At 38.7% G+C, this 25533-nt stretch carries 19 protein-coding genes; all 19 read left to right on the forward strand.

The features are described 5' to 3' along the window. Positions 1 to 110: 110 nt before the first annotated feature. A complete protein-coding gene (locus tag AC2TFD_RS10410) occupies positions 111 to 455 on the forward strand; it encodes a hypothetical protein (RefSeq protein ID WP_484675586.1) in 345 nt (114 codons plus the stop codon). A 112-nt stretch (positions 456 to 567) separates the two neighbouring features. After that, positions 568 to 2157, forward strand: a complete 1590-nt coding sequence (locus tag AC2TFD_RS10415) for a long-chain-fatty-acid--CoA ligase (protein WP_484675587.1) — start codon at positions 568 to 570, stop codon at positions 2155 to 2157. 1173 nt (positions 2158 to 3330) lie between these two features. Beyond that, a complete protein-coding gene (locus tag AC2TFD_RS10420) occupies positions 3331 to 4485 on the forward strand; it encodes an Alp7A family actin-like protein (RefSeq protein WP_484675588.1) in 1155 nt (384 codons plus the stop codon). A gap of 17 nt (positions 4486 to 4502) precedes the next feature. After that, positions 4503 to 5210: a hypothetical protein gene (locus AC2TFD_RS10425; protein WP_484675589.1), complete on the forward strand. Its 708-nt coding sequence runs from the start codon at positions 4503 to 4505 to the stop codon at positions 5208 to 5210. Between the two features lie 863 nt (positions 5211 to 6073). Beyond that, on the forward strand, positions 6074 to 6760 hold the full coding sequence (locus AC2TFD_RS10430; RefSeq protein ID WP_335512285.1) for a GntR family transcriptional regulator: 687 nt from the start codon (positions 6074 to 6076) through the stop codon (positions 6758 to 6760). 51 nt (positions 6761 to 6811) lie between these two features. Next, entirely contained in the window at positions 6812 to 7951 is a 1140-nt protein-coding gene (locus AC2TFD_RS10435) for a Gfo/Idh/MocA family protein (protein WP_335512286.1), read from the forward strand. A 65-nt stretch (positions 7952 to 8016) separates the two neighbouring features. Then, on the forward strand, positions 8017 to 9120 hold the full coding sequence (locus AC2TFD_RS10440) for a Gfo/Idh/MocA family protein (protein ID WP_335512287.1): 1104 nt from the start codon (positions 8017 to 8019) through the stop codon (positions 9118 to 9120). Between the two features lie 81 nt (positions 9121 to 9201). Next, entirely contained in the window at positions 9202 to 10170 is a 969-nt protein-coding gene (locus AC2TFD_RS10445; protein WP_484675590.1) for an ABC transporter permease, read from the forward strand. Between the two features lie 13 nt (positions 10171 to 10183). Continuing rightward, on the forward strand, positions 10184 to 11044 hold the full coding sequence (locus AC2TFD_RS10450; protein ID WP_484675591.1) for a carbohydrate ABC transporter permease: 861 nt from the start codon (positions 10184 to 10186) through the stop codon (positions 11042 to 11044). A gap of 81 nt (positions 11045 to 11125) precedes the next feature. Then, positions 11126 to 12739, forward strand: a complete 1614-nt coding sequence (locus tag AC2TFD_RS10455; RefSeq protein ID WP_335512290.1) for an extracellular solute-binding protein — start codon at positions 11126 to 11128, stop codon at positions 12737 to 12739. 168 nt (positions 12740 to 12907) lie between these two features. After that, positions 12908 to 13561, forward strand: coding sequence for a YesL family protein (locus AC2TFD_RS10460; protein WP_484675592.1), 654 nt, complete (start codon positions 12908 to 12910; stop codon positions 13559 to 13561). A 56-nt stretch (positions 13562 to 13617) separates the two neighbouring features. Next, the gene (locus AC2TFD_RS10465; RefSeq protein WP_484675593.1) at positions 13618 to 14850 is read left to right on the forward strand and encodes an endo-1,4-beta-xylanase; all 1233 of its coding nucleotides are present in this window, start codon (positions 13618 to 13620) and stop codon (positions 14848 to 14850) included. 419 nt (positions 14851 to 15269) lie between these two features. Continuing rightward, positions 15270 to 16163 carry a fumarylacetoacetate hydrolase family protein gene (locus AC2TFD_RS10470; RefSeq protein WP_484675594.1) on the forward strand — a complete coding sequence of 298 codons (894 nt, stop codon included), beginning with the start codon at positions 15270 to 15272 and terminating at the stop codon, positions 16161 to 16163. 13 nt (positions 16164 to 16176) lie between these two features. Further along, positions 16177 to 17640 carry an alpha-ketoglutaric semialdehyde dehydrogenase GucD gene (gene gucD / locus AC2TFD_RS10475; protein ID WP_335512294.1) on the forward strand — a complete coding sequence of 488 codons (1464 nt, stop codon included), beginning with the start codon at positions 16177 to 16179 and terminating at the stop codon, positions 17638 to 17640. A 144-nt stretch (positions 17641 to 17784) separates the two neighbouring features. Beyond that, positions 17785 to 19782: a YjhG/YagF family D-xylonate dehydratase gene (locus AC2TFD_RS10480; protein ID WP_484675595.1), complete on the forward strand. Its 1998-nt coding sequence runs from the start codon at positions 17785 to 17787 to the stop codon at positions 19780 to 19782. Between the two features lie 225 nt (positions 19783 to 20007). After that, positions 20008 to 20856: an MBL fold metallo-hydrolase gene (locus AC2TFD_RS10485; protein WP_484675596.1), complete on the forward strand. Its 849-nt coding sequence runs from the start codon at positions 20008 to 20010 to the stop codon at positions 20854 to 20856. Positions 20857 to 21047: 191 nt separating this feature from the next. Next, entirely contained in the window at positions 21048 to 21743 is a 696-nt protein-coding gene (locus AC2TFD_RS10490; protein WP_335512296.1) for an SDR family oxidoreductase, read from the forward strand. 177 nt (positions 21744 to 21920) lie between these two features. Continuing rightward, a complete protein-coding gene (locus AC2TFD_RS10495; protein WP_335512297.1) occupies positions 21921 to 23354 on the forward strand; it encodes an alkaline phosphatase PhoX in 1434 nt (477 codons plus the stop codon). A gap of 392 nt (positions 23355 to 23746) precedes the next feature. Beyond that, entirely contained in the window at positions 23747 to 25492 is a 1746-nt protein-coding gene (locus AC2TFD_RS10500) for an SGNH/GDSL hydrolase family protein (protein WP_484675597.1), read from the forward strand. Positions 25493 to 25533 lie beyond the last annotated feature (41 nt).

The raw sequence follows: 25533 nt of genomic DNA on the forward strand, positions 1-25533 counted from the left end.
CTCCGCGCCATCCAGAAGAAACCGTGAATCATTCCTTCATAGTTTGTTAGTTCAACGGGAACACACGCTTCTCTTAATCAAAAAGATATGCAAGCAAAGAAGGTACACTCTTGGGTGTTGGTGTCATTCAAAATGGAAAAATACTGGTCCGTGATGCACGGGAAAAGCAAATACTTGCGTTGTTAGATGGTGCGGATGCAAAGATTTTTGTGGGGGTAATTGGCGGAACTGGATGTCTGTTTGGAAGAGGGAATCAGCAAATTAGCGCCGATGTTATTGATATAGTAGGAAAGCAAAACATCCATGTGATTTCTTCCATAGAAAAGTTGCTTGGACTTGACTATGGAGGTTTCTTTGTTGATAAGGGAAATCCGGACGTGGATAAAAAAATGAAAGGGTATGTTCCTGTACATGCAGGGGTTAACCGCCGAATGATGATGCCTGTTCAGAGTTGAATTGTTTGGATACCCACTGCAGTAGGACATTAGATAGCATGTTGTGTTATATTATGCTAATATTAACTAAAGTTCGATAATTCTTATAATTTGAAAGGGATGAAAAAATTAGATGAATGTACCTTTGGTTTTAACGCAATTTTTGGATCGTGCTGTATCACTTTATGGAACAAAAAAAGCCATTTTTTGTGAAGAAAGAGTCTTTACCTATCAGGAATTAAATGAACGAGTGAACCGCCTGTCACATGGTTTACAAAGGCTGGGGATAAAAAAAGGAGACCGAGTCGCCTATTTAGCACCAAACTCAGTTGAAATGCTGGAAGGCTTTTATGGAATTTTTCAATTAGGCTCTATCATGGTACCGCTTAATATAAGATTGAAGCCTGACGATTATTTATTTATATTAAACCATAGTGAAGCTAAGGTACTATTTGTCGATCAAGAACTCTATCATTTAATTGTTCCAATCAAAGATAAACTGGAATCTGTCGAAAAAATCATTATTCACTACCATAACGGACTAACAGATGAGACAAGCTATGACGAATGGCTGGCAGGCCAAAGCAATAAGCCATTTGACAGGGAACAGCTTGATGAAAATGATGTTTGCAGTCTCTTATACACAAGTGGAACGACAGGAAATCCAAAAGGAGTCATGCTTACCCACCGCAATAACTACCTGCACGCCATGAGCTCCATGCACCACTTACGTGTTTCTGATCAAGACGTCATGGTACATGTTCTGCCTATGTTCCATGTGAACGGCTGGGGTTCGCCGTTTTATTATACAGCTAATGGTGCCAGCCAGGTCTGCTTAAGAAAGACCACACCTGAGCAAATTTTTGAGGCATTAGAGAAACATAAAGTAACCATTATGCACATGGCGCCGACTGTATTAAATTTCTTAATGCAGTATTATGAAAAATATGTACCTGAAATCGAACAAAATGTAAGGGTTGTCATTGCTGGTTCTGCCCCGCCGCCCGCATTTGTTACACGGGTTGAAAAGGAGCTTGGCTGGGAGTTTATTCAAGTTTACGGGATGACTGAATCATCTCCGTTAAGCACTGTATCAACGATCCGCTCTCATCTCAACATGCCAGTAAAAGACCAATACCGCTTAAAAGCCAAAGCGGGCTTTTCAATGATTGGCTGTGAGGTAAAAGTAGTAGACGAATTCGGCGAAGAAGTTGCACATAACGGGGAAGATATTGGTGAGGTTGTAATAAGAAGCAACGGTGTGATGAAAGGCTTTTGGAAGAATGAGGCTGCTACCATGGAAGCGATCCGGGACGGCTTCCTGTATACCGGCGACATGGGTACCGTTGATGAATATGGTTACATTGACATCGTTGACCGCAAGAAAGATGTCATTATTAGCGGCGGAGAAAACATCTCATCGATAGAAGTGGAGGGTGTTTTATATGATCATCCTTCCATTCTTGAAGCAGCAGTTATTGCTGCACCGCATGAGAAATGGGGAGAAACTCCACATGCGTTTGTTGTATTAAAAGAGGGGCACCAGTTAACTGAAGAGGAAGTTATCACTTTTTCAAAGGAAAAACTAGCCCACTTTAAAGCCGTTACCGGCGTAACCTTTGTTAAAGAGCTCCCGAAAACCGCCTCAGGAAAAATCCAAAAGGTACATCTGCGAAATGATTACTGGGAAGCTAAAGGCAAAGTTGGAAGATCTGTAAACTAATAAGAAAAATCAGTAACATCCTAATAGAATGCACCTCAAAAAGCCAATATCCCAATAATCAGGGGTACCGCAAGCGATTTTCACAAATAACGTACGTTTAGAGAACATTGGATTAAAAACATGTAAACCGGCTAATAGAAACTCTCTTGTTGTTCCTTTAAAGGGCGCATATCTTTAGTATGAATTGCGCCTTTCTTTTTATATAGGGTGCCTTGCTGTATCAATAATATAAACGCTTTTTACTAAGAGGCAGTTTAATTAGGGATGTTGGTTCGTTTATTGGAAAATACCTATAACCTCTAAAAAGGGAGTAGGCAAAAAGAAAGAACGGTCACAAAATTTATGACTGTTCTAGGTATTAAAGCAATTTGCTTTGAATTCTATTTATCAAAATTTTCTTATGGTTTAACTATATATAACAGACCTAAAATCAAATCTTTTATGGAAAAACCGAGAATGCCCTTTTACAATCTACTTTTTAGAGGCACCGCCAGGCATAACATCTACTGGAATTGGATTTTGATATACATCATCACCCAACCGTTCTTGATTTATCAGTACTTGAAGACACATCAGTATACTAGAAAAACAGGTGCTAGCGAACCTCAAAACTGCTTGAGACCTGCGTGCCAGGTCTTGTGGGTTCGATTCCCACGCAGTCCCGCCAATACTGACTTTTCTACGTTTTTAATAAAATGTCTCCTACACGGTCTAAATGGTGATTCTGACTAGACTGTGGCAGACTGTTCAGTGAGACTGTACATAACATTTACTCTTAGTCACCTATAAAAATTTATAGGGGGCTATTTTTTATGCAAAAAACTGTCACGCAAGTATAAGCGTGGTCAAGGTAGTGGAAGGAGTGCCAAAAAGGTATTAGATGATTTAACACTGGATGAAATGTTTGATAAGCTCATGGATTTAAAAAAACTTAAGCACTTCCAGCGTGAAAAAATGCGGAAATTTCCTTGGAAGGACTTTTTTATTAATAATTTACTGATTTTATGTATTAGTTACGTTTATGCTTAGAAACTGAGTTTACTAAGTTTGAAGTTCAACATAATGTGGAATATTAAATTATCAAAACTTTAAAAAATATCAACATATTTAGACAAATAGAAGAGAAGAATATATACTTATTATTAGGAAAAAGCATGAAAAGAGGAGAAAAAAATGGATATAACGCGTCAAAATGTCGATTTTGGTAATTCGATCTTTCAAACCCTTGTGGATGGTTATTATTTTGAGGTTCCTACAAATGTAGTAGAAATAACAAAGGAAAAGGCAGACGGCCACTATCCGTCTACTTTTAATGATCCCCAATACCTTCTTCAAAATATGCTCATTTCAACTAAGATAGACGGTGTAGAGAAATATTATCTGGTGGGCGACTCAGCGGAAAAACAGGTGTTAGGAAATATTCATATCAACAAGCTTCATGATAAAACAGAATCTGAGATTCCTTATGTGATGTTCCTGGCTTCAGTGGCTTATTACAATGTTTTAAAAGGAAACGGCAAAGAAGATAACAAAGTGAACATTAATTATTTTTCAACCATGCTTCCTATTTGGTTACTCAAGAAAACGAACAAGTTCAGTGATATGCAAAATAAAATGGCCAGCCGATTTGAAGGGGAGCACCAGGTAGCGATTTTAACTCCAGGATTTGAAAGAGTTATTTCCATTCACGTCGAAACAAGCAAATGCCGGATTGAAAGCGAAGTTGCTCGTTGGGCTATAAAAAAAGATTTTGATTTACAGGATCGTGAGGAAGCCAATTCATTTAAAAACTATGAAACCCTAATTGTAGATTTAGGGGGAGGGACTGTTGATCTTGCCTTGCTCCAAGCAGGACTTCAAGCTCCTAAGAGCAGGGATTCATTGAACTGCTTTGCAGACATTTCGTACTTAAAGCATATAGATAAACTGAGAGTTGAAAAGTTACTTGAGTACTTTTTGGATGTTCGCTCACTAGAAGAATTCATTATTAAAACAATCGAGAAAGCGAAAATGGAGCAACGGGATGGAAATAGTGGTAAAAAAGTTGATCTTACTGAGCCAATCCATGATTCATTAAGGGAGTACACGCAAATTTTATTAACGAAAATTGAAAGCACTTTCCCATCTCCTAAAGATAAGGTTTATAAATATGTTTATATTGGTGGAATTTCTTGGATTCTTAAACGCTTCATCGAGGAATCACTAGATACAAGATATGGCGTCGAAATTAGAGAGCAAAATCATCTATTCCTACCTGATTCAAGAAAGTTAAATTTGTATGGACTAGAAATTTTAAGCAGACATGAAACGAACGCTGCTTTTGCATAAGAAGGGGAGAAGAACGTATGAGCAACAAAGATTATCTTCATGGTGATAAGTCCGCTTTCGGAGTGAACAATATGGATTCACATCTAAGTGCACAGATGTTTGCACCATTTTACGCTCTATCAAACTTTTTTTTATCGGCTGCTAATCTCCAAACGGATGTGTTTAGAATAATGAATATGGGATCAGGAAGTAAAAACGAACATGTAGGGTTGACTTTAAATACTTCGAAAATCTCTCCAAAGGTGTATTCATTTCTTGAGGAAAAAGCAAAAGCAAATGAACTGGAGGATTATATAACGAAGCTTGTTGAGCAGGATATGGATAAATTTGAAAAAGAAGAGACAATCGATACACTTCGTGAAGAGTTTTTAGCTAAGATCAACCTACTTAAACAAGATTTTGCCTCCCGTTTCGATGTTGAGCGTATTGGGGTGGGGTCCGTTCAAACAAACGAGTTACGGGATTTTGTAACGAAGCTCGGTGAGCAAAAGTTAGATAAGGATCAATTCCAAACGTTGTTAAAATCCCTTCGCAGCGAGTTATTAAGTGAGATTAACTTACTTAAAAATGAACTTACTGGTCGTCCAGTTGATCCTGCTAATCCAAGTAACACAAAGCCTGCTGTGGAACAAACTAATAAAGTGAACGATTTGAAAGAAGGGCAATTGCTTGAAAGTGATCGAGTTACAGGGACTATTAAAGAAGTTATAGATATGGATTTTTAAAATATGAAGTAGAATAAAATTAAATGATATATAAATAGTTAAAAAGTGCAGTAAAACAAAGACTTTACACGATTATACAATATTAGATGGAACCAAAGAAGATACTTTCCCTCTAACTAAAAAACTGCTTGAGATCTGCGTGTAAGGTCTGGTGGGTTCGATTCCCACGTAGTCCCGCCAAACATATATAGAAGGGTTTAGGACGGTGTTTTAGAAGTTATTTGGTAACATTGAATTTTAAATCATTTACATGGGTTATTTTTAAATTAGCTGCTCGAATTGAAGGGCGGCTTTTTTTTGTATATTTGCTAACACTTGAGTATGTATGTCCATCTTGCTGCCAATTGTCAAGTGCCTAAAACGTTCGAAAATAAATGGCCATTAGCCCATATAAGCATTTCAACTTTTGTTGTTTTGGTGGAGTTCTGCAACATTTCTGGCTAACACTCCTTTTCACGTATCGCAGAGTCCCTTCGAATCTAGCGACGGAGATTTTTTTGCGTTTTTTGTAATCTTTTAAAATAAAAAATTGTCAAATTTTCGAAAACACTAACTAATTATATGTAATTTTCAGGCTAAATTAAATATTCAAAAAAATTGTTGAAATTGGTATGAAAAAAATATATAATCCTAGGTGTACTAGTATATTAGTTATACTAGTGTGATTTAAATTCTTTACATATGTATTTTTTCAACTAGTATCTGTAAGCGTTATCAATCGTTAGGGGTGATAAGGGACGCGATACTAGCTATTAGAGAGGCTTTAGTATATTTATTAGAGAGAATTGTTACTCAGGAACTAAAAGGAAGATTTTGGTATAGGCATTACTGATTATGAATGGATGGTCAATTAGAGGTGGAGTATGAAATTATTAGCGGAAACAAAAGTAGATAATAAAGGGTCTATTAGGGAACATGTTTATACTGCAATAAAGACCCAAATTTTAAAATTAGAACTTGAACCTGGAAGTAAGATTTCTGAAAAGGAAATAGGTGAAACATTACAAGTCAGCAGAACACCGATAAGGGAAGCTTTTCTAAAACTAGCACAAGAAGAGCTTTTGGATATCTATCCTCAAAGAGGAACCTTTGTTTCAAGGATAAATTTAGATCAAGTAGAAGAAGCAAGGTTCATGAGAGAAAATATTGAAAGAGGAATAGTACGGCTGGCATGTGAACAGTTTCCAGAGGATTATTTCATCCAATTAGAAACCAATATTGCCATGCAGAAATTATTTAATGAAAAGAAAAATTTTACGAGGCTATATGAATTAGACGATCAATTTCATCAAATTCTTTTTGAAGGTTGTAAGAAAAGCAGAACTTGGGTCATTTTGCAGCAGATGAACACCCACTTTAATAGAGTAAGAGCTTTACGTACATCCTCAGGTATGAAATGGGATTTTATTATTCATCAGCATGAACAGATTTTTAACCTTATAAAAAGCAAGGACGCAAATTCTGTAGAGAAGGTAATAACTGAGCATTTACAGTTAGTGGTAATTGAAAAAGCCTTATTAAAGGAAAAGTATCCAAATTATTTTAATTAAGATTCGTAGACTTCTTCGACCTTTGCAAAAAATATCTTGGGGAGGCAGAAAATGATTAATGTAGCAATTATTGGAGCAGGAGCTATATCACCCGCACATGTTAAAGGATATTTGGATTTTTCGGACAAATGTAGAATTGTAGCCATATCAGATATTTATCAGGAAAAGGCAGACAAACTTGTTAACGAGTATAATCTCGAAGCTATCACGGTAAAAGATTACAAAGAACTGCTAAACCGAAGAGATATTGATTTAATTTCAGTTTGTACACCTCCATATACTCATGCTCAAATAGCTATTGATTTCTTAAATGCTGGTAAACATGTTTTGGTTGAAAAACCAATGGCGTCTTCGTTAGAAGAATGTGATGCTATGAATGCGGCCGCCCAAAGAAGCGGTAAAACTTTATCGGTTGTGGCTCAGAATCGTTTCCTTAACCCGATGATGAAGTTAAAAAACATACTGGAACAAGATTTAATTGGTCCAATTGTCCACGTTCAGGTTGATTCCTACTGGTGGAGAGGTCACTGCTATTATGATTTATGGTGGCGCGGAACTTGGGAAAAAGAAGGTGGCGGACCTACGTTGAATCATGCTGTTCATCATATTGATATATTCCAATGGATGAATGGAATGCCATCGGAAATAACCGCTGTGATGAGTAATACCTCTCATGATAATGCGGAAGTAGAAGACATCTCGATTGCAATTGGAAGATACAATAGCGGGTGTTTGGCACAAATTACAAGTTCTGTCGTCCATCATGGTCAAGAACAGCAATTAATTTTCCAAGGCAAAAATGCCCGGATTTCATCACCTTGGAAATTAAAAGCATCTAAATCAAAAGAAAATGGATTCCCAGTAGAAGATACTCAATTAGAAGAAGAAATTCAAAGTGCTTATGATGCCCTTCCGGATATTCCATATGAAGGACATCCAGGTCAGATTCACAATGTGTTAACAGCAATCGAAACTAATTCAGAAGTTTTGATCGATGGGAATGAAGGCAGAAAAACGCTTGAATTAATCACAGCGATTTATGAGTCGGCAAGCTTTGGAAAAACGGTAAAACTTCCATTAAATGAAGAAACTCCTTTTTATACTAGAGAGGGATTGTTAAAACATTCCGTTAAGTTCTATGAAAAAACTAAGGTCATTGAAAACTTCGGCACTAGCTCTATTACTTTATAAAAATGGTTTTATATTGAAGAAGGGATAAGTCATTATCCCTTTGAAGAGATGGAGAGGAGAACCAAATGGATAAAATGGATGGAATGAATTATGCTCCAAAAGGTCATGTTTCGAAAGTAGTGAAAGAGGGGGAATTTCCTTTCGCAGTTATTGGCTTGGATCATGGTCATATTTATGGAATGTGTAATGGATTAATGGAAGCAGGCGGGGAATTAACCCATGTATATGATCCAGATCCTCAGCAGGTAAAAGCCTTTTGTGAAAAATATCCTGGGGTAAAGGCAGTATCATCAGGAGAAGAAATCCTTGAGAATCCTCAAATTAAGTTGGTGGCGAGTGCATGTATTCCTTCGGACCGAGGTCCTTTAGGCTTGAAAGTACTGGACCATGGTAAACACTACTTTGCCGACAAACCTGCATTTACCAAAATAGAACAAATAAGAAAAGCTCAGCAAAAAACAGCTGAGACGGGACTGAAATGGGGAATCTACTATAGTGAACGTCTCCATGTCGAAAGTGCTGTGTTTGCGGGACAGCTTATTGAGGAAGGGGCTATAGGCAGAGTGGTCCAAGTAATTGGAACAGGTCCTCATCGTGCAAATGTGAACAACCGTCCAGATTGGTTTTTTGATCCAGAATCATTCGGTGGTATTTTATGTGATATTGGAAGCCATCAAATCGAGCAATTCTTGTATTATTCAGGTGCTAAAGATGCACAAGTCCTTCATAGTAAGGTGGCGAACTACAAATTTAAAGACTACCCATTCTTCCAAGACTTTGGTGATGCCACGCTGGTCGCAGATAATGGAGCAACCTTTTATTTTCGCGTAGACTGGCTGACACCTGATGGTCTTGGGACATGGGGAGATGGACGAGTAGTGATTTTAGGAACGGAAGGATATATAGAGGTTCGGAAATATATTGATATCGGCAGAGAGAGCACCTCTAATCACGTATATCTAGTAAACCATGAAGGTGAAAAGCATATACAGGTGACAGGGAAGGTAGGATTTCCGTTCTTTGGTGAATTTATTCTCGATTGTTTAAATGGAACAGAAAATTCCATGCCGCAAGCTCATGCATTCAAGGCGGCAGAGTTGTGCATTGTAGCTCAAGAAAAGGCTGAATTTATTGAAACAGCAAATCAAAAAGTGAGACTGAACTTATAAAATTTTTAACTTGATAATAATAGCAGGGGCGATTCTTCGATGCCATCGTCTATCTCATTAGTAAAACGGAGGTCGTAGTTTATGAAAGTAATAGATAGTGATCTTGCTCTGAATAAAAAGACTAGCATTGAAACGTCACTGATACAGAAGAAGGGCTTCCTTTATTATCTAAAGCGTGATTTTATCATCTACCTTATGTTGGTCATCCCGGTGGCATACATATTGACATTTAAATATGGTTCCATGTATGGCATACAGATAGCCTTTAAGGATTACAACATGTTTACGGGTTTGAGCGAGAGTACATGGAATAATTTTGCAACATTCAAGGAAATATTTGCGAATCCACAATTCTATCAGGTTGTTAGAAACACATTGATGCTCAATGGCTTGGATTTAATTGTGGGATTTCCGGCACCAATCGTTTTAGCTATCCTAATAAATGAACTGGCATTTAAAAAGTTCAAGAAAATTAGTCAGACAATTCTGTATATGCCGCATTTCCTTTCCTGGGTTATTATCGGCGGAATTGTTACTCAGTTGCTTGCCCCTACAGGAATGGTAAACTCATTAATTACCCGTATGGGTGGAGATGCATTACCGTTTCTAACGGACAAATTGGCATGGGTTGGAACTTATTCTTTAGTTGGAGTATGGCAGAGTGCAGGGTGGGGGACAATTTTGTATCTTGCTGCTATGACGGGAATTGACAAAGAGCTTTATGAGGCTGCTGACGTGGATGGCGCAGGACGGCTAAGGAAAATTTGGCATATTACACTGCCGGGTATAAGACCGACCATTTCGATTCTATTGATCTTGCAACTCGGACATATTATGGCGATAAATTTCGACCGTCCATTCACCCTGCAAAACAACCTTGTTATGGACTATGGTGACGTTATCAGTACCTATGTTTACCGTGTAGGTATTCAATCTGCAAATTTTTCAATTGGTGCAGCTGTTGGTCTGTTCCAATCCGTTATTTGCTTAATCTTTCTGGTATCTTCCAATTTTATTACTAAGAAATTAGGCGGGAAAGGAATATGGTAAGGGGGTGCTTACAATGTCACAAAAATTAAGAAATAGAGTTTTTGACTATTCAGCAGCATTTATTGTTTTAATAGCGGTTTTTATATGCCTGGTTCCTTTTCTATATGTTCTTTCGGCATCACTTAGTTCCAATAGGGCGATTATATCCCAGTTGGTTACGATATACCCTATAGACTTTAATATAGAAGCCTACAAAGTAGTATTCGGTGACGGAGGTATGTTGTACTCATTGTTTTTCACCGTGATTCTGGTCCTTATATATGCGGTTCTTGCATTGTCTGTCACTGTTTTGGCAGCGTACGCACTGAGTAGAAAAAGGGTCAAAGGCAGAAAAGTAATTATGCTATTAATGGTGTTTACCATGTATTTTAGCGGTGGTTTGATCCCGGATTATATGCTAATCAAGGATTTACATCTTTTGAACACCCCTTATGCACTGGTATTACCGAGTTTGATGAGCGTATTCAATATGATTATATTGAAATCGTTCTTTGAGAACTTGCCGGAAAGCCTTGAGGAAGCTGCCTACCTGGATGGATGTAATGACCTGCAAATACTGCTTAAGATCATGCTGCCTCTTTCCAAGCCGGCACTAGCCACAATCGCTTTACTATATGCGGTATTTAGATGGAATTATTTTCAAGACGCTCTTTTCTATATTACCGACGAAAATCTGTATACAATCCAGCTTAAGCTTTACAATGTGATCAATATTTCACAGCAAATGGCTGGAGAGAATATCAACTTAAATATTCCTTCAGAGGCATTAAAAGCAGCAAGCATTATGTTTGGTACAGTTCCGATCCTTCTAGTGTACCCGTGGCTCCAAAAATACTTTGTATCCGGCATAACCCTTGGTGCAACGAAAGGTTAAGACGAGTTTGTGAAAGAGATTATTGTAATCCGATTCGCAAATTTATATAAAAATTTATATATACAAAAGGAGAGGCTTTCTATGAAGGTAAAGGCACTAAAATCTATTTTTGCTTCTTTCACTGCGCTGGCACTTGCTACTGCTTTGGTTGGTTGTCAGAGTACAGCATCAAGTGACAAACAAAGTGGTACAACAGAAAAGACAACAGATAAGACAACGGAACATCGAACGTTAAAGGTTGAAGTTTTTGACAGAGGCAAACCAGGTCAGCCAGATTTAAATAATAACTACTGGACAAAGTATATCAACGATACGTTCGGCAAGAAGTACAATGCAACCGTAGAGTTTGTTCCAGTTCCTAGAACCCAGGAAGTAGACAAGTTAAATGTATTGATGGCAGCAGGTGAGGCACCTGATATCGTCTTCACCTACAACCAGGGTACTGTTTATAATTATGTACAGCAGGGTGGATTGGCAGATCTTGATTCAGCTCTTAAGGAGCATGGATCTACGCTCACAAAATATCTTGGGGATGATTTATTAAAGTATGGTAAGTTTGACGGTAAGCAGTTTGCTATACCTGGTAAGAGAACGGTACTTCTGGGCATGAATACATTCATCCGTAAAGACTGGCTGGATAAACTCAGTCTTCCTGTTCCTACTACTCCAGAAGAGTTCTATGAAACGATGGAAGTATTCAAAGAGAAGAATCCTGGAAATGTAAGCGGTGTCATCCCTTTTGGATATGCACTTCAACCTGCTTATCCAGGAATCGGTAACATACCGGATGCCTTTAAACCATCTGACCTGTCTAAAAAAGATTTTGCTACACTGCAGACAAGTCCCGGTTACCAGGCCAACTGGAATTTACCAGGATTTAAAGAAGGTGTTCAATATGTGAACAAGATGTATAATGCAGGCTTAATTAGCCCAGGTTTCGCTACTGACAAAGATGCAAAACAGCTAGATGCAGATATTTCCAATGGAAAAGTTGGCGCATTTATCACGAACTGGGATGGTCCGTACAGAACAGCTCCTGGTACCCTTACCAATCTTAAAAATAACGTCCCTGGTGCAGATCTGATCCCTATTGATCCTTGGAAAAATGACGCAGGAAAGACTCCTAAGGCAGGATACTCTCCTAATGGCATGTTCATTCTTGTACCGAAAGCTAGTAAAAATGTTGACCTTGCGATACAATATCTTAACTGGATGGCTGACCAAGAGGTAACGCTCTTCTTACAGAATGGTGAGGAAGGTGTAGATTACAACATGGTCAATGGTGTTCCAGTTCAGACAGGAACTACAAATGAAGGCGAAAAGATGATGACTGTTGCAAACAACCTCGATTATGATATTCTTTCAAATGGTATCGAGCTTGGTGATAAAGAAAAGAACGTTGCAGCTGTTTCCGCAGGGTATCCAGGTTTTGAAAAAGAAGTAGAGAATGCATTAAAGGTTGGGTCTGTGGATTACTATGCTCCTTACTACTATTCAACACCGAATTCTGCTGACGCCAAATACAATACCTCGCTTAAAGATTTTTCTGCTCAGATGCTTGCAAAATTAATTTCTGCTAAGCCATCTGAAGTAGACAGCCTGTACAAAACATTGGTTGACCAGTACATGGGTCAGGGCGGAAAAGCGGTTGAGGATGAGTATGTAAAGAATTATAATGCTCAAAACAAGAAATAATTAATAGATTACCAATTAGGAAACTGTCACATTATGAGGCAGTTTCCTAATAATCTACTTGTATTATAAAAAATAAAAACACAAATACATATTGTTTCGTAAGTAAATGCTGGTTGGTAATGACCGATTATAGGTAATAAGTAATTAAGAAGGGCGGTGTGGTTCACTATGTTACAGATAGACGGTTGGTTATATCGGATGTGTACTTGGATTTATCATTTTACCCTTTTAAACCTTATATTCTTAATTAGCTGTATACCGATTATTACAATATTTCCCGCGACGGCAGCTGCTTTTGGAGTAGCAAGACAATGGGTAAAAAAGAAAGAACCGACGATTGTCTCAACATACATTCAATTATTGAAAGAAAATTTCAGACAAAGCATGGTTGTCGGAGTTAGTATTTTAATAATGGGTTTGTTGCTTTATGGAGATTTCCAAATCATCACAAAAATGGACTCAAACATAAAAATCGCTCTATACATGTTTTTCTGTTTAATGACGGTTTTCTATTTTATGGTTGTTTTACATGTGTTTCCGTTAATGGTTAACGGTTACTATACAGGCAAACAGTTACTTATAAATGCCTTGAAATTTGGCTTGTATAAATTTCATCTGACCTTAATCAATATGATTTGTCTTTATGGGTTATTATTTATTTCTTTAAAATTTCCAGTCATCTTTATTTTCTTTTTCTCAAGTATAGCTATTTTCATTACCTATTGGCTTAGTGAACTGAAATTTACACAGTTTGCCGTTGAAAATGGAAGTAAGTCTAAAGAGAACCGTGATTTGCCGGCAGGGGCCGTTTTAAGCAAATAACCTGTAACAGTGCAGCAGGTCTGTCTAGAAACTCAAATGAAAATGGAGGTATCATAATGGGGGGGACAAATGAATTTGCACACCGTATGGCGAGCAAGACAATCAAACTTGTGGATGCATCAGGTTATCCTGTTGGGGGAAAGGAAGTGGAACTTAAACAGACAAACCATAAGTTCCTATTTGGTAGCGGCATATTTGATGCAGTCCAAGTTGCTAACAAAAGTGTATCAGCTGACAGACTTCTATTTTTGGAACAGAAACTTGATAAGTTCTTAGATTTATTTAACTTTGCAACCTTGCCCTTCTATTGGGGAACATTCGAGCCTGAAAAAGGTAAACCAAAGACAAAAGAATTAAAGGCTGCTGCACAGTGGTTAAAAGAAAGAAACGTAGCTGTGAAAGGACATCCACTCTGCTGGCACACAGTAACTGCACCATGGCTTTTGGATATGAGTAATGAAGAAATCCTGAAAGCACAGTTTGCTAGAATCGAGCGTGAAGTATCAGACTTTAAAGGATTAATAAATATGTGGGATGTGATCAATGAAGTTGTCATTATGCCAATCTTTGATAAGTATGACAATGGGGTTACAATGATTAGTAAAGACCTTGGCCGAGTTGGAATCATTAAAGAAATGTTTGCAAAAACACGTGAATTTAATCCTGGTGCGACCCTATTATTAAATGACTTTAATACATCTATTAATTATGAAATCTTAATTGATGGATGTCTAAATGCTGGTATTCCAATTGATGCTATTGGTATTCAATCACATCAGCATCAGGGATATTGGGGACGTGAGAAATTAGAAGAAGTATTAGACCGTTTCTCACACTTTGGTCTTCCCATTCACTTTACAGAAAACACATTGACATCTGGACATCTTATGCCAACTGAAATTGAAGATCTGAATGATTATCAGATTCCAGAATGGCCATCTACACCAGAATTCGAAGAACGTCAGGCAAAAGAAGTAGAAGAAATGTATTCGATTCTGTTTAAACATCCTCAGGTAGAAGCCATTACATCCTGGTCCTTCAGCGATGATGGTGCATGGCTTGGTGCTCCTGCTGGATTTATCAGAAGAGATAATAGTCCAAAACCTGCTTATGAAGTTTTAAAGAAACTGATCAAAGGTGACTGGTATACAAATGTAACATGTAAGACAGATGACAACGGAATGGTTTCATTTGAAGGATTCCTTGGTGAATATGATTTGGTTTGTGGAGATAAAAAAGTAAGCTTCATTTTAGATAAAGATGCTGAATCAGTACGGTTGGTAATCTAATCAAATACATATGTACTGAAAATATTGGTGTAAGAGGGGTTGACGCAAAAGGTTCTCTAATGAGGCTAATCTGCGACAGGTTTTATTTTTCCATAAATGATAATATATACTAGATGAACAGAACTTAGTTTATTTAATGTACAAACTAAGATTTCGATGTTATAATTTATTTGCAATACTTTTATTTTTTGAAAAATTAAAACATGTGAATTGCTTTGTAAAACGGTTTAAATTCTTTCATGATTCCATTTTTGAAAACGCTTAATAGAAAAATTATATTACTAAGCATGACATGAAACGGAGAAGTTCTAATTGGATTACTGAGAGTATTTTCCATTGGTGTGACCTTATTTTAGGTAATATTCATTTAGAGTAATTTCAAAATAGTTTCATATTTTAAATTGAAGGGGAAATGTTTTATGAGAATTATATGTTATAAGTCTGAACAAAAATCAGACCAACTGGCTGCCCTAACGGAAAGCGGTCAAATTTATGTATTACCTTATAATAGTTTCCAACATCTTATGGAGGAAGCAGAAACTAAAAATCAGATATGTTTATCTTTAGTTCAACAGGTTATTCAGAATTCACTTCCAATCGACGAAAAACTAGAAGAACTTCAATTGACGTTACCAATCCGCCCGGAAGAAGTTTGGGCTTCTGGAGTTACTTATTTAAAAAGCCGGGAAGCAAGAAACTTGGAATCAAAAGCGACAACGAATCAATCAATCTATGACAAAGTTTATGAAGCTGAGAGGCCGGAGTTATTTTTGAAATCAACTTTAAATAGAACAATAGGACCAGATACGCCTGTTTATATAAGGACTGATTCGAATTGGCAGATCCCGGAACCAGAACTTGGCCTGGTATTGAGCAGTAAGGGTGAAATTGTTGGATATACGATAGGAAATGACATGAGCAGTCGTGATATTGAGGGTGAAAATCCATTATATCTGCCACAGGCAAAAGTTTGGAAAAACTCATGTTCGATTGGCCCTAGTATTCGATTAGCGGAGACGGTCGATGATCCTTATAATCTCTTAATTACGTGCAGAATCCATCGTAACAGTGAATTAATTTTTGAAGAAAGTGCAAATACATCACAGTTAAAAAGAAAATATGATGAATTAGTTTCTTTTTTGTGCCGTGATAATGTGGTGTTTGATGGAACAGTATTGTTAACCGGTACATGCATTGTCCCTGACGAGGACTTCACTCTGGCAGAGGGTGATGTCATTGAGATTGAGATTAGTGGAATTGGTGTTTTACGAAACCCTGTTCAAGTTAATAAAAGTGTAAAAATAGCAAACTAGGAGGAGTATGAACATGGCAACTTTATCTCAAACTAAAACATTTTTAAACTATATCAATGGTCATTGGCAGGTTAGTTCTTCCAATGAAACATTGCCAAGTATTAATCCAGCCAACCGGGAAGTGGTAGGTTATGTCCAAAGCTCAACTAGAGAAGACTTAAATGAAGCGGTTCTAGCTGCCAATCAAGCACAAAAAGCTTGGAAAAAGTTATCTGGAATTGAGAGAGGAAATCTCTTGTATAAAGCGGCTGATATTCTTGAAAAAAATCTTGATGAAGTAGCCGAAACAATGACAAAGGAAATGGGAAAAACTTTGCCTGAGGCAAAGGGAGAAACCGCCAGGGGTGTCGCTATTTTACGCTATTATGCTGGTGAAGGTGCAAGAAAAATGGGGGATATTATACCAGCATCAGATAGTGGAGCTCTACAGTTTAGCAAACGTGTTCCACTGGGTGTCGTTGGTGCGATTACACCATGGAATTTCCCAGTCGCGATTCCAATTTGGAAAGCAGCCCCAGCTCTAGTTTACGGAAATACAGTGGTTTTGAAGCCGGCAACGGAAGCAGCTGTAACGGCTGCTAAAATGATTGAGTGCTTCGAACAGGCAGGTTTCCCAAAAGGTGTTATTAACTTAATTACAGGCAAAGGTTCGGTTATTGGACAAGGACTTGCTGAACATCCAGATGTTGCAGCAGTAACTTTTACAGGTTCAAACTCAGTTGGAAAACAAATTGGTCAAACAGCTTCTGCCCGTGGAGCAAAATATCAGCTTGAAATGGGCGGGAAGAATCCGATTATCATAGCAAATGATGCTGATTTGGATCAGGCTGTAGCTGCCGTTTTAAGCGGGGGACTTAAATCTACTGGTCAAAAATGTACCTGCAGCAGCCGTGTCATTGTACAAAGCGGTGTTTATAATCAATTTAAAGATAAATTAGTTGCCGAAGTAAAAAAGATTAAAGTCGGGAACGGATTGGAATCAGAGACTTGGATGGGACCTTGTGCTTCTGAAGAACAGTACAAGACAGTAAGATATTACATTCAAAAAGGGATCGAAGAAGGTGCAGATCTATTAATTGGCGGTGAAGCTCCGAATTCTCCTGAGTTTCAACAAGGGTTCTATGTACTTCCAACGGTTTTTGACAATGTAACTTCCAGCATGACGATTGCCAAAGAGGAAATTTTTGGTCCAGTCCTGGCTCTGATGAAAGTAGAAACGATTGAAGAAGGTATTGAAGTGGCGAATGATACCGAATTTGGTTTGAGCGCTTCTATTTTTACAAAAGATATCGGCAAAATCCTTACTTTCATTGATGATATTGAAGCGGGTCTTGTCCGTGTTAACTATGAAACGGCCGGTGTAGAATTGCAAGCTCCATTCGGCGGAATGAAAGCATCCAGCTCGCATTCCCGCGAACAAGGCGAAGCAGCCAAAGAATTTTTTACAACTACCAAAACAGTTTTTATCAAAGGCTAAGGGAGACACGGGAAAGTGTTCTTCCCTCCAAATCAACCAATTGGTATTTATCTGTTTCGTCCGAACCATGGAAAAAGAAATTCCAAAATGGCTAAGAGTTTGAGTTTAATAGACTCATACTTCCATTAGAAAGGGGTCCTATTATTGGCTAACTCAGTTGATGAGCTAATGAATTCAAATAACCCTGACATTTATTCCATCAAAACGAAAGCACTTGGTCCGCAAGGAAAGCTTCCGCTAACAGATCAAATGTTGCGTGAAGAGCCAAGTGGTAATTTATTTGGGATGACGCAAAATGTTGGAATGGGATGGAAGCCAACTAAATTAAACGGCAAACAAGTCCTCCTTCTGAGTACGCAAGGCGGAATGAAAGATATAAACGGTGATCCAATTGCTCTCGGCTATCACACAGGTCACTGGGAAGTTGATTTATTAATGAAGGAAGCTGCACGTGAAGTAAGTGAACATGGAGGAATTCCATTTGCAGGATATGTTAGTGATCCTTGTGATGGAAGATCCCAGGGAACGACCGGAATGTTTGACTCCCTGGCATACCGAAACGACGCGGCCATCGTTTTTCGCCGGTTAATTCGCTCTCTGCCAACAAGGCAGGCAGCGATTGGGATCGCTACTTGTGATAAAGGGCTTCCTGCGATGATGATTGCAATGGCATCCATGCAAGAATTGCCAACGGTTGTCATTCCAGGGGGGGTTACACTTCCCCCTTTCTATGGGGAGGACGCTGGAAAAGTCCAGACCATTAGTGCACGGTATTCCAATAATGAATTAAGCCTTTTAGAGGCTGCTGACCTTGGCTGCCGGGCTTGCGCTACACCTGGTGGAGGCTGTCAATTCTTGGGTACAGCGGCCACAGCCCAGGTTGTTAGTGAAGCATTAGGACTTTCTGTACCACACTCAGCCCTGGCTCCGTCTGGTCAGAATATTTGGAGAGAAATGGCAAGACAATCAGCCCGTGCGGTCATTCATCTTGAAGAACAAGGAATTACGACAAAAGACATCGTGACAAACGCAGCGATTCGAAATGCTATGGTAGTACATGCCGCATTTGGTGGATCAACCAATCTGCTTTTACATATCCCAGCCATTGCCTATGCAGCGGGATGTACTATTCCAACTGTTGAGGACTGGATTGAAATAAACAAAACAACTCCTCGACTTGTCAGTGTGCTGCCAAATGGACCGGTCCATCATCCAACCATCCGTGCCTTTTTAGCCGGAGGAGTTCCTGAAGTGATGCTGCATTTACGTTCCTTGGGTTTATTGGATGAGGATGTAATGACGGTAACAGGAAGGACACTGCGGGAAAATCTCGATTGGTGGGAAAATTCTGAGCGGCGGGAAAGAATGAAACAAATTCTTAAAGAACAGGACAATGTTGATGCAAGTGACGTTATCATGTCCCCAAATGCTGCCCTTGAACGTGGCATGCACTCTACCTTGACTTTCCCAACTGGAAATATTGCACCAGAAGGCTCTATTATTAAATCAGCTTCGATCGATCCTGAAAAAATAGACGAAAATGGCGTGTTCTATCATAGAAATACTGCGAAAGTGTATACAAGTGAACGCGAAGCAATGAAAGCGATAAAAAATGGCGAAGTTTTTGCAGGGGATATCATGGTTGTCACTGGATGCGGTCCGCTTGGAACGGGTATGGAGGAAACGTATCAACTGACCTCTGCTTTAAAGCATTTATCGTATGGAAAACATGTAACATTGTTAACCGACGCCCGTTTTTCAGGTGTTTCAACCGGCGCTTGTATCGGACATATCGGTCCTGAAGGTCTTGCTAATGGACCAATCGGAAAGTTAAGAACCGGTGATTTAATCGAGGTTTATATTAATACGAAAGAATTGGAAGGCCATCTTCACTTTCTTGGAACACCTTACAACGAGGTTACACCTGAAGAAGGAAGTGTAATCCTTGCCAAGAGACCAGTTAATCCAGATGTAAAGCCATCGCCACAACTTCCCGATGATACAAGATTATGGGCAGCGTTGCAAGCTGTCAGCGGCGGTACATGGAGCGGCAGCATCTACGACGTCGACCGCATCATTGAGGTATTAAAAGCAGGAGAAGAAGCTTTGAAAATAAAGAATGGGGACGGTTATCTTATCTAACCGAGTTAAATGATTTGATGGTCAGATCTTCTGCTTTTTGAAGCATGTGAACTGATTTCCAAAACCAATAAATGATAAAACCTAGAGGATCGATGGTTGGTCTCTTATCCTCATAACCGCACTGTGATTCCTTCACTCGTGCGGGTTTTTTCTTAGTTTGGCTTTTCTGGTTAGAAGGTACAAAAGCCAATGATATAATTCAATTAAAAGAAACAGGTGGAATCAATGGGGACTATTTATAAAAGTGGGAAAGAATTAATGAATGAGGTAAGACAGACAAGAATTTTAGGAGAGGCTGTTTCGTTTTGGAATTTAGGACAAGCGGGCGTCCTCTTAAAAGGAACAGAAGAGGATGGGCTACTTTGCATTGATCCTTATTTAACCCGAAGTATTGAGGAAAAGAACCCTGAGACTGAATTTATAAGAGCTTTTCCACCGGTTATTGACCCGGGAATGCTCCGAGACTTAGACGGTGTATTGGTTACACACGGACACGATGATCATTTAGATTTATCAAGTATTAAAGAGGTTTCAAGAGTCTCTGACTCTATGTTTGGAATCCCAGCATCACTTGTCCCGATAGTACAAGAACACGTGGATAATAAAAATATACATTCAGCCAAAGATGGCGAATCGTTTTTTATCAAGGGATTTAAGATTACACCTATTCCTGCTGCTCATACGGATTATGAAACAGATTCTTTAGGCAATCATGTTTTTTTAGGCTATTTAATAGAGGTAAACGGCATTCGTCTATTTCACAGCGGGGATACAATCGTTACACCTGAACTGATTAATAAAGTAAAAAAGTTCAGACCTCATGTTGCTTTTTTGCCAATAAATGGATCGGACTATTTCCGCACTTCACGAGGTATTATCGGAAACATGAATTCCAGAGAAGCGGCAGACTTTTCTGCAGCGGTCGGGGTTGACCTCATAGTTCCGATTCATTATGATATGTTTCCGAATAACCGCGAGAATCCAGCTTATTTTGTCGATTACCTATTTCAGCGTTATCCTAACCAGAAATTCCATATGATGGTTCCTGGTGAAAGATTTATTTATCATAAATAATTAACAAGGACACAAAGTATGCCACTACAACGATGGTGCCAAGCTTACCGATAATTGTGGTATATCCATTCCTGCAAATATTTTGTCAAAGGTTTAACATTGGGTAGAGGTTGCTGGAAAATGAAAAATAATATAGTCGTTCATTCCTCTTCTATTAATAAAATTGAGTTGTCTAAGTAGGTGAGAGGGATATGAGGATTTTAGTTACAGGAGCAAATAGAGGTTTAGGACTAGCACTTGCCCAAACGCGGGCAGAAAGAGGACATCATATTGTTGCTGGGGTTCGCGATGTTCGGCAAGGAGAGAATAAATTATCTGATTTTGAATTCTCAAAGTCTGTTTCTATCGTTCCGTTAGATGTAACAAATGAGGAATCTGTCATACGGGCTGCGAATTTTGTAAAGGAGCAATTTGGTTCGATTGACGCGATTGTTAATAATGCAGGAATTCTATTAGAACGTGATAAAACAATCGAGGAATTGAATTTAGATCAGGTACAGGTATCATTTGATGTAAATCTTTTTGGTCCAATGAGAGTTGTTAAGTATTTTCTTCCATTATTATTAATGGGTGATAGTACCACGATTATTAATATTTCTTCTGAAGCAGGCAGCTTTGATAACGCTTATGGCGGCGATTATGCTTATGCTGGATCTAAAACGGCCCTAAACATGTTTTCCCAGCAATTGAGTAAATACGTTAATGGAAATAATATTCAAGTTTATGCTGTCCATCCTGGCTGGATAAAGACAGATATGGGTGGGGAAAGTGCCCCAGGAGATCCTAATGATACAGCAAATGGAATACTAGAACTTATTGAGAATAAACGTCGGATAGAAAGTAAATATGTTTTTATCGATCATAAAGGAAGCCCAATGCCAATTTAATAAGAAATTTGTGACAAAAAAAGTACCCTGAATCATACGCATTCAGGGTATTTTTCTACTATTTACAATCCTTTATCAATAGTTTACTGAATATTTACATAAACCCTACCTTCTCTTAAAACTTCTCATTTAATCTATTACTAGATTCAAAATATACATATTGAGGAGAGATAGTCTATGAGTAATGAAATTTCTAAAAATGGCTTTAACAGAAGAGACTTTTTAAAAGCTGGAGGAATGAGTACACTTGCTCTTACTCTTGGCTCAACTGGTGTGTTAGCACTCGGTTCGAAAGCATTTGCCGATACGACTAATAATCCTGCCAGCGGTTTTGGCGGTTATGGTCCTTTGGTTCCGGATCCAAATGGAATTCTCGATCTTCCACAAGGGTTTCATTACAAAATTATCTCTAAAGAGGGAGATCTGATGTCAAACGGGGCAAAAATCCCGGGAGCCTTTGATGGGATGGCAGCTTTTGAGGGACCTAACAATACGACCATTCTTGTTCGTAACCATGAATTGGGGAATGGCGCAGCATTTGGAAGCAATCCTTTTGATGCGGCAGCTAAGGGTGGTACAACGGCTCTAGTTGTAGGACCAAATCAAGAAGTTATCAAAGAATATGTAACCTCTTCAGGTACAATCCGAAATTGTGCCGGTGGAGCGACACCATGGGGTACTTGGTTAACTTGTGAAGAAACACGTTCCGAAACACACGGTTATGTATTCGAAGTAGATCCGTCACAGCCGGAGAACGATATGTCAAAAACTCCAATCAAGGAAATGGGCCGCTTTGCACACGAAGCCTGTGCGATTGACCCAGCGACAGGATATGTATACTTAACTGAGGATGCAAGCCCAAGTTACCTTTACCGTTTTATCCCAACTGACACCAGCCAGGAGCCAGGTGCATTACATAAAGGCGGAAAGCTCTATGCGGCGGCAATTGAAGCAGTACAACGTCCAGCAGCTAGCACCTTTAAAACAGGACAAAAATTTGAAATCGTTTGGAAGGAAGTAGATCCTCATTTGTGCCGCGAAGATGCCAAGGCACAAAACTGTATTGAGTTCAGCAGATTAGAAGGAGCATTCTTCCAAGAGGGAGTTTTCTGGTTTGATGACACTTCTGCCGGTGAGAAAAAACTTGGACGTCTATACCGTTATATTCCACACACGAATACATTGGAGCTTTTCTATGAGGGAAATGATGCACGAGAAATGGAATATCCAGATAATATCTGCATGACTCCATGGGGGGACCTTTGGTATGCAGAAGACGGTTCAGGCCAAGACCGACTTATGGGAATTACCCCAGAAGGTAAAGTCTATCCTTTTGCAGCCAACCGTCAAAGTGGATCTGAATTGGCGGGACCAACCTTCTCGCCTGATGGAAACACGCTGTTTGTCAATATTCAAGAACCGGGTCAAACCTTTGCTATTTGGGGACCGTTCCAACGCAGAAACACTGCTCGTGCAAGAGAAATGTCCTATGCTGCTCCTGCGAATCTTGCACCACAAGTTTCGGATAAAGTGGCTAAGGCTGCCGAGGAACAGGGTATGTCTATACTAGAAGCGGCGGCATTTGAGCGCCATGGAGTAAAATTAATTTAAATTGCGGATTTCAAGTTATATATTAAGGTCTAAGTGGTGCCATGCTTGGTGCCACTTTTTTTGATATTCAAATCACAAGAAAACATTAGTAAAGAATAAATCTTGATTTATCAGTACTTAAGGGTAAAACTGCCGGGCATCCTAATTTAAAATAATATAAAGCGATTTCAAAAATGCATTGACCTTTCTGAAAAAAATAATAAAATGAATACATATATACTTTGTTTGTTGATTGAATAAACTTTGTGAATCTAGAATCAAGGATACTCAAGGTGGTTATTACCTCTAAATCAACCAAGAAGCTCCATTGGATTGGCCACAGGTGTCAATTATGTAGATTCACTAGGAAGTGTCATAAAAAAATTGATCATTCAAAGGAGAGAAAGCTAAAAATGACTGGAAAAAGCAGATTAATAGAAAATGGCGATACCAAAGTTGATTTCAAGGCACCAAAAGACCCAGTGGTAAAACGAGATAGCTTTTTCGTAATGTTAGAGAAAGTGATTGAGGCATCTCCACGTAATGAAGGTAAGCCTTCACAGGAAGTCTATTTAGATGGAGAACGATTAAAAAGTATTGCAAGAGTTGTCGGTGGCGTGAGTGATGAGGAAATTTTGACTCTCCTTGACGATTGTAAGGGATTTCGCAAGCTCGTTCACAGTATAGGACTCGTTATAAAAACAGGCAATGAAAATACCGGGTGGATCAATTTTGTAGTACACAATTATGGAAAACGAAGTAAATATGAAACTGGAACACTATTAAGAATACCCTGTCCAACAGATGGAACAGAGATGCAGGTAGAACTTGAGGATTTTGAATGGTCCCAAGATGATGATGTTCCAGGTAAATTTGCCTTTGAATTCGACCAACCTGGAGGACTAGCAACTGCAACTATTAAATTCTATCTGCATGATGACTATAAGGTACCTGAGATTACGTTGGACCCACCGGTTCCATTTGGCTCAGAAGGTTACCAGGCGATGATTAGAAAATCCCTTTTAAGCAAAGGAAACAATCACCGATTAAAAGCAGCCATTGAAAAAGCAGAAAGAGGCGAAGATGTTACCATCGCTTATATTGGGGGCTCCATTACTCAGGGTGCTGGAGCAAAACCAATCCATACTCATAGCTATGCCTATCAATCTTATTTGAGATTCAGAGAAATGTTTGGAAAAGATAATGGGAAGAATGTTCATTTTATAAAGGCCGGGGTAGGTGGTACACCATCTGAACTCGGCATGATCCGATATGAACGGGATATTTTAAGGGATGGAGAAGTAGCGCCGGATATAGTAATTGTTGAGTTTGCTGTAAATGATGCAGGTGACGAAACAGAGGGAATTTGTTATGAGAGCTTATGTTTAAAAATACTTTCATCGGAAAACAAACCAGCAGTTATTTTATTATTCAGCGTGTTTGAAAATGACTGGAATCTCCAGGATAGGCTTTCTCCCGTTGGTGCTCACTATGAACTTCCAATGGTAAGTGTAAAGGAAGCAGTGGTAGAGCAGTTTAGGCTTACTAGGGAAGAAGGAAACATCATTACCAAGAGGCAATTTTTTTACGATATCTATCATCCAACAAATGACGGTCATACCGTAATGGGTGATTGCCTTGCCTATTTATTTTCGGAAACAAAGAAATCTAGTAAAGATCGGGTTGACATCGAAATCGATAAAACACCGGTTATAGGTAATGGTTATAAGGATGTTCAGTTACTTGATAGGAAAGATAACACCATTAATGCAAGGATAAATATCGGCAGTTTTAGAGAAACAGATGTCGATTTGCAGATGGTAGAGATGGATGCGAACCCTTTTGTTACCCCACAATTCCCGAATAACTGGATGCATACAGCTGTATCGGGAAATGAAAGTTTCAAAATGACGATAAACAGCAAAAGTCTCATTCTTGTTTTTAAGGATTCAGGAAGTAGTGAGTTTGGAACTGCAGAGATTTATGTGGATGGCAAACTTAAAATAACTGCTGACCCGCATGAAGTAAACTGGACTCACTGCAATGCAGTAATCGTGTATCAAGAGAATGTCTGCCGGGAACACCAGGTAGAAATCAAAATGGCTTCCAATCATGAAGATAAATGTTTTACGATTTTGGGATTCGGATATACCTTGTAATTTGCCTACTTTACTGCAAAGTAAATAAAAAATCTGGGCTA

The organism is Neobacillus sp. plas4 (genome assembly GCF_057221695.1).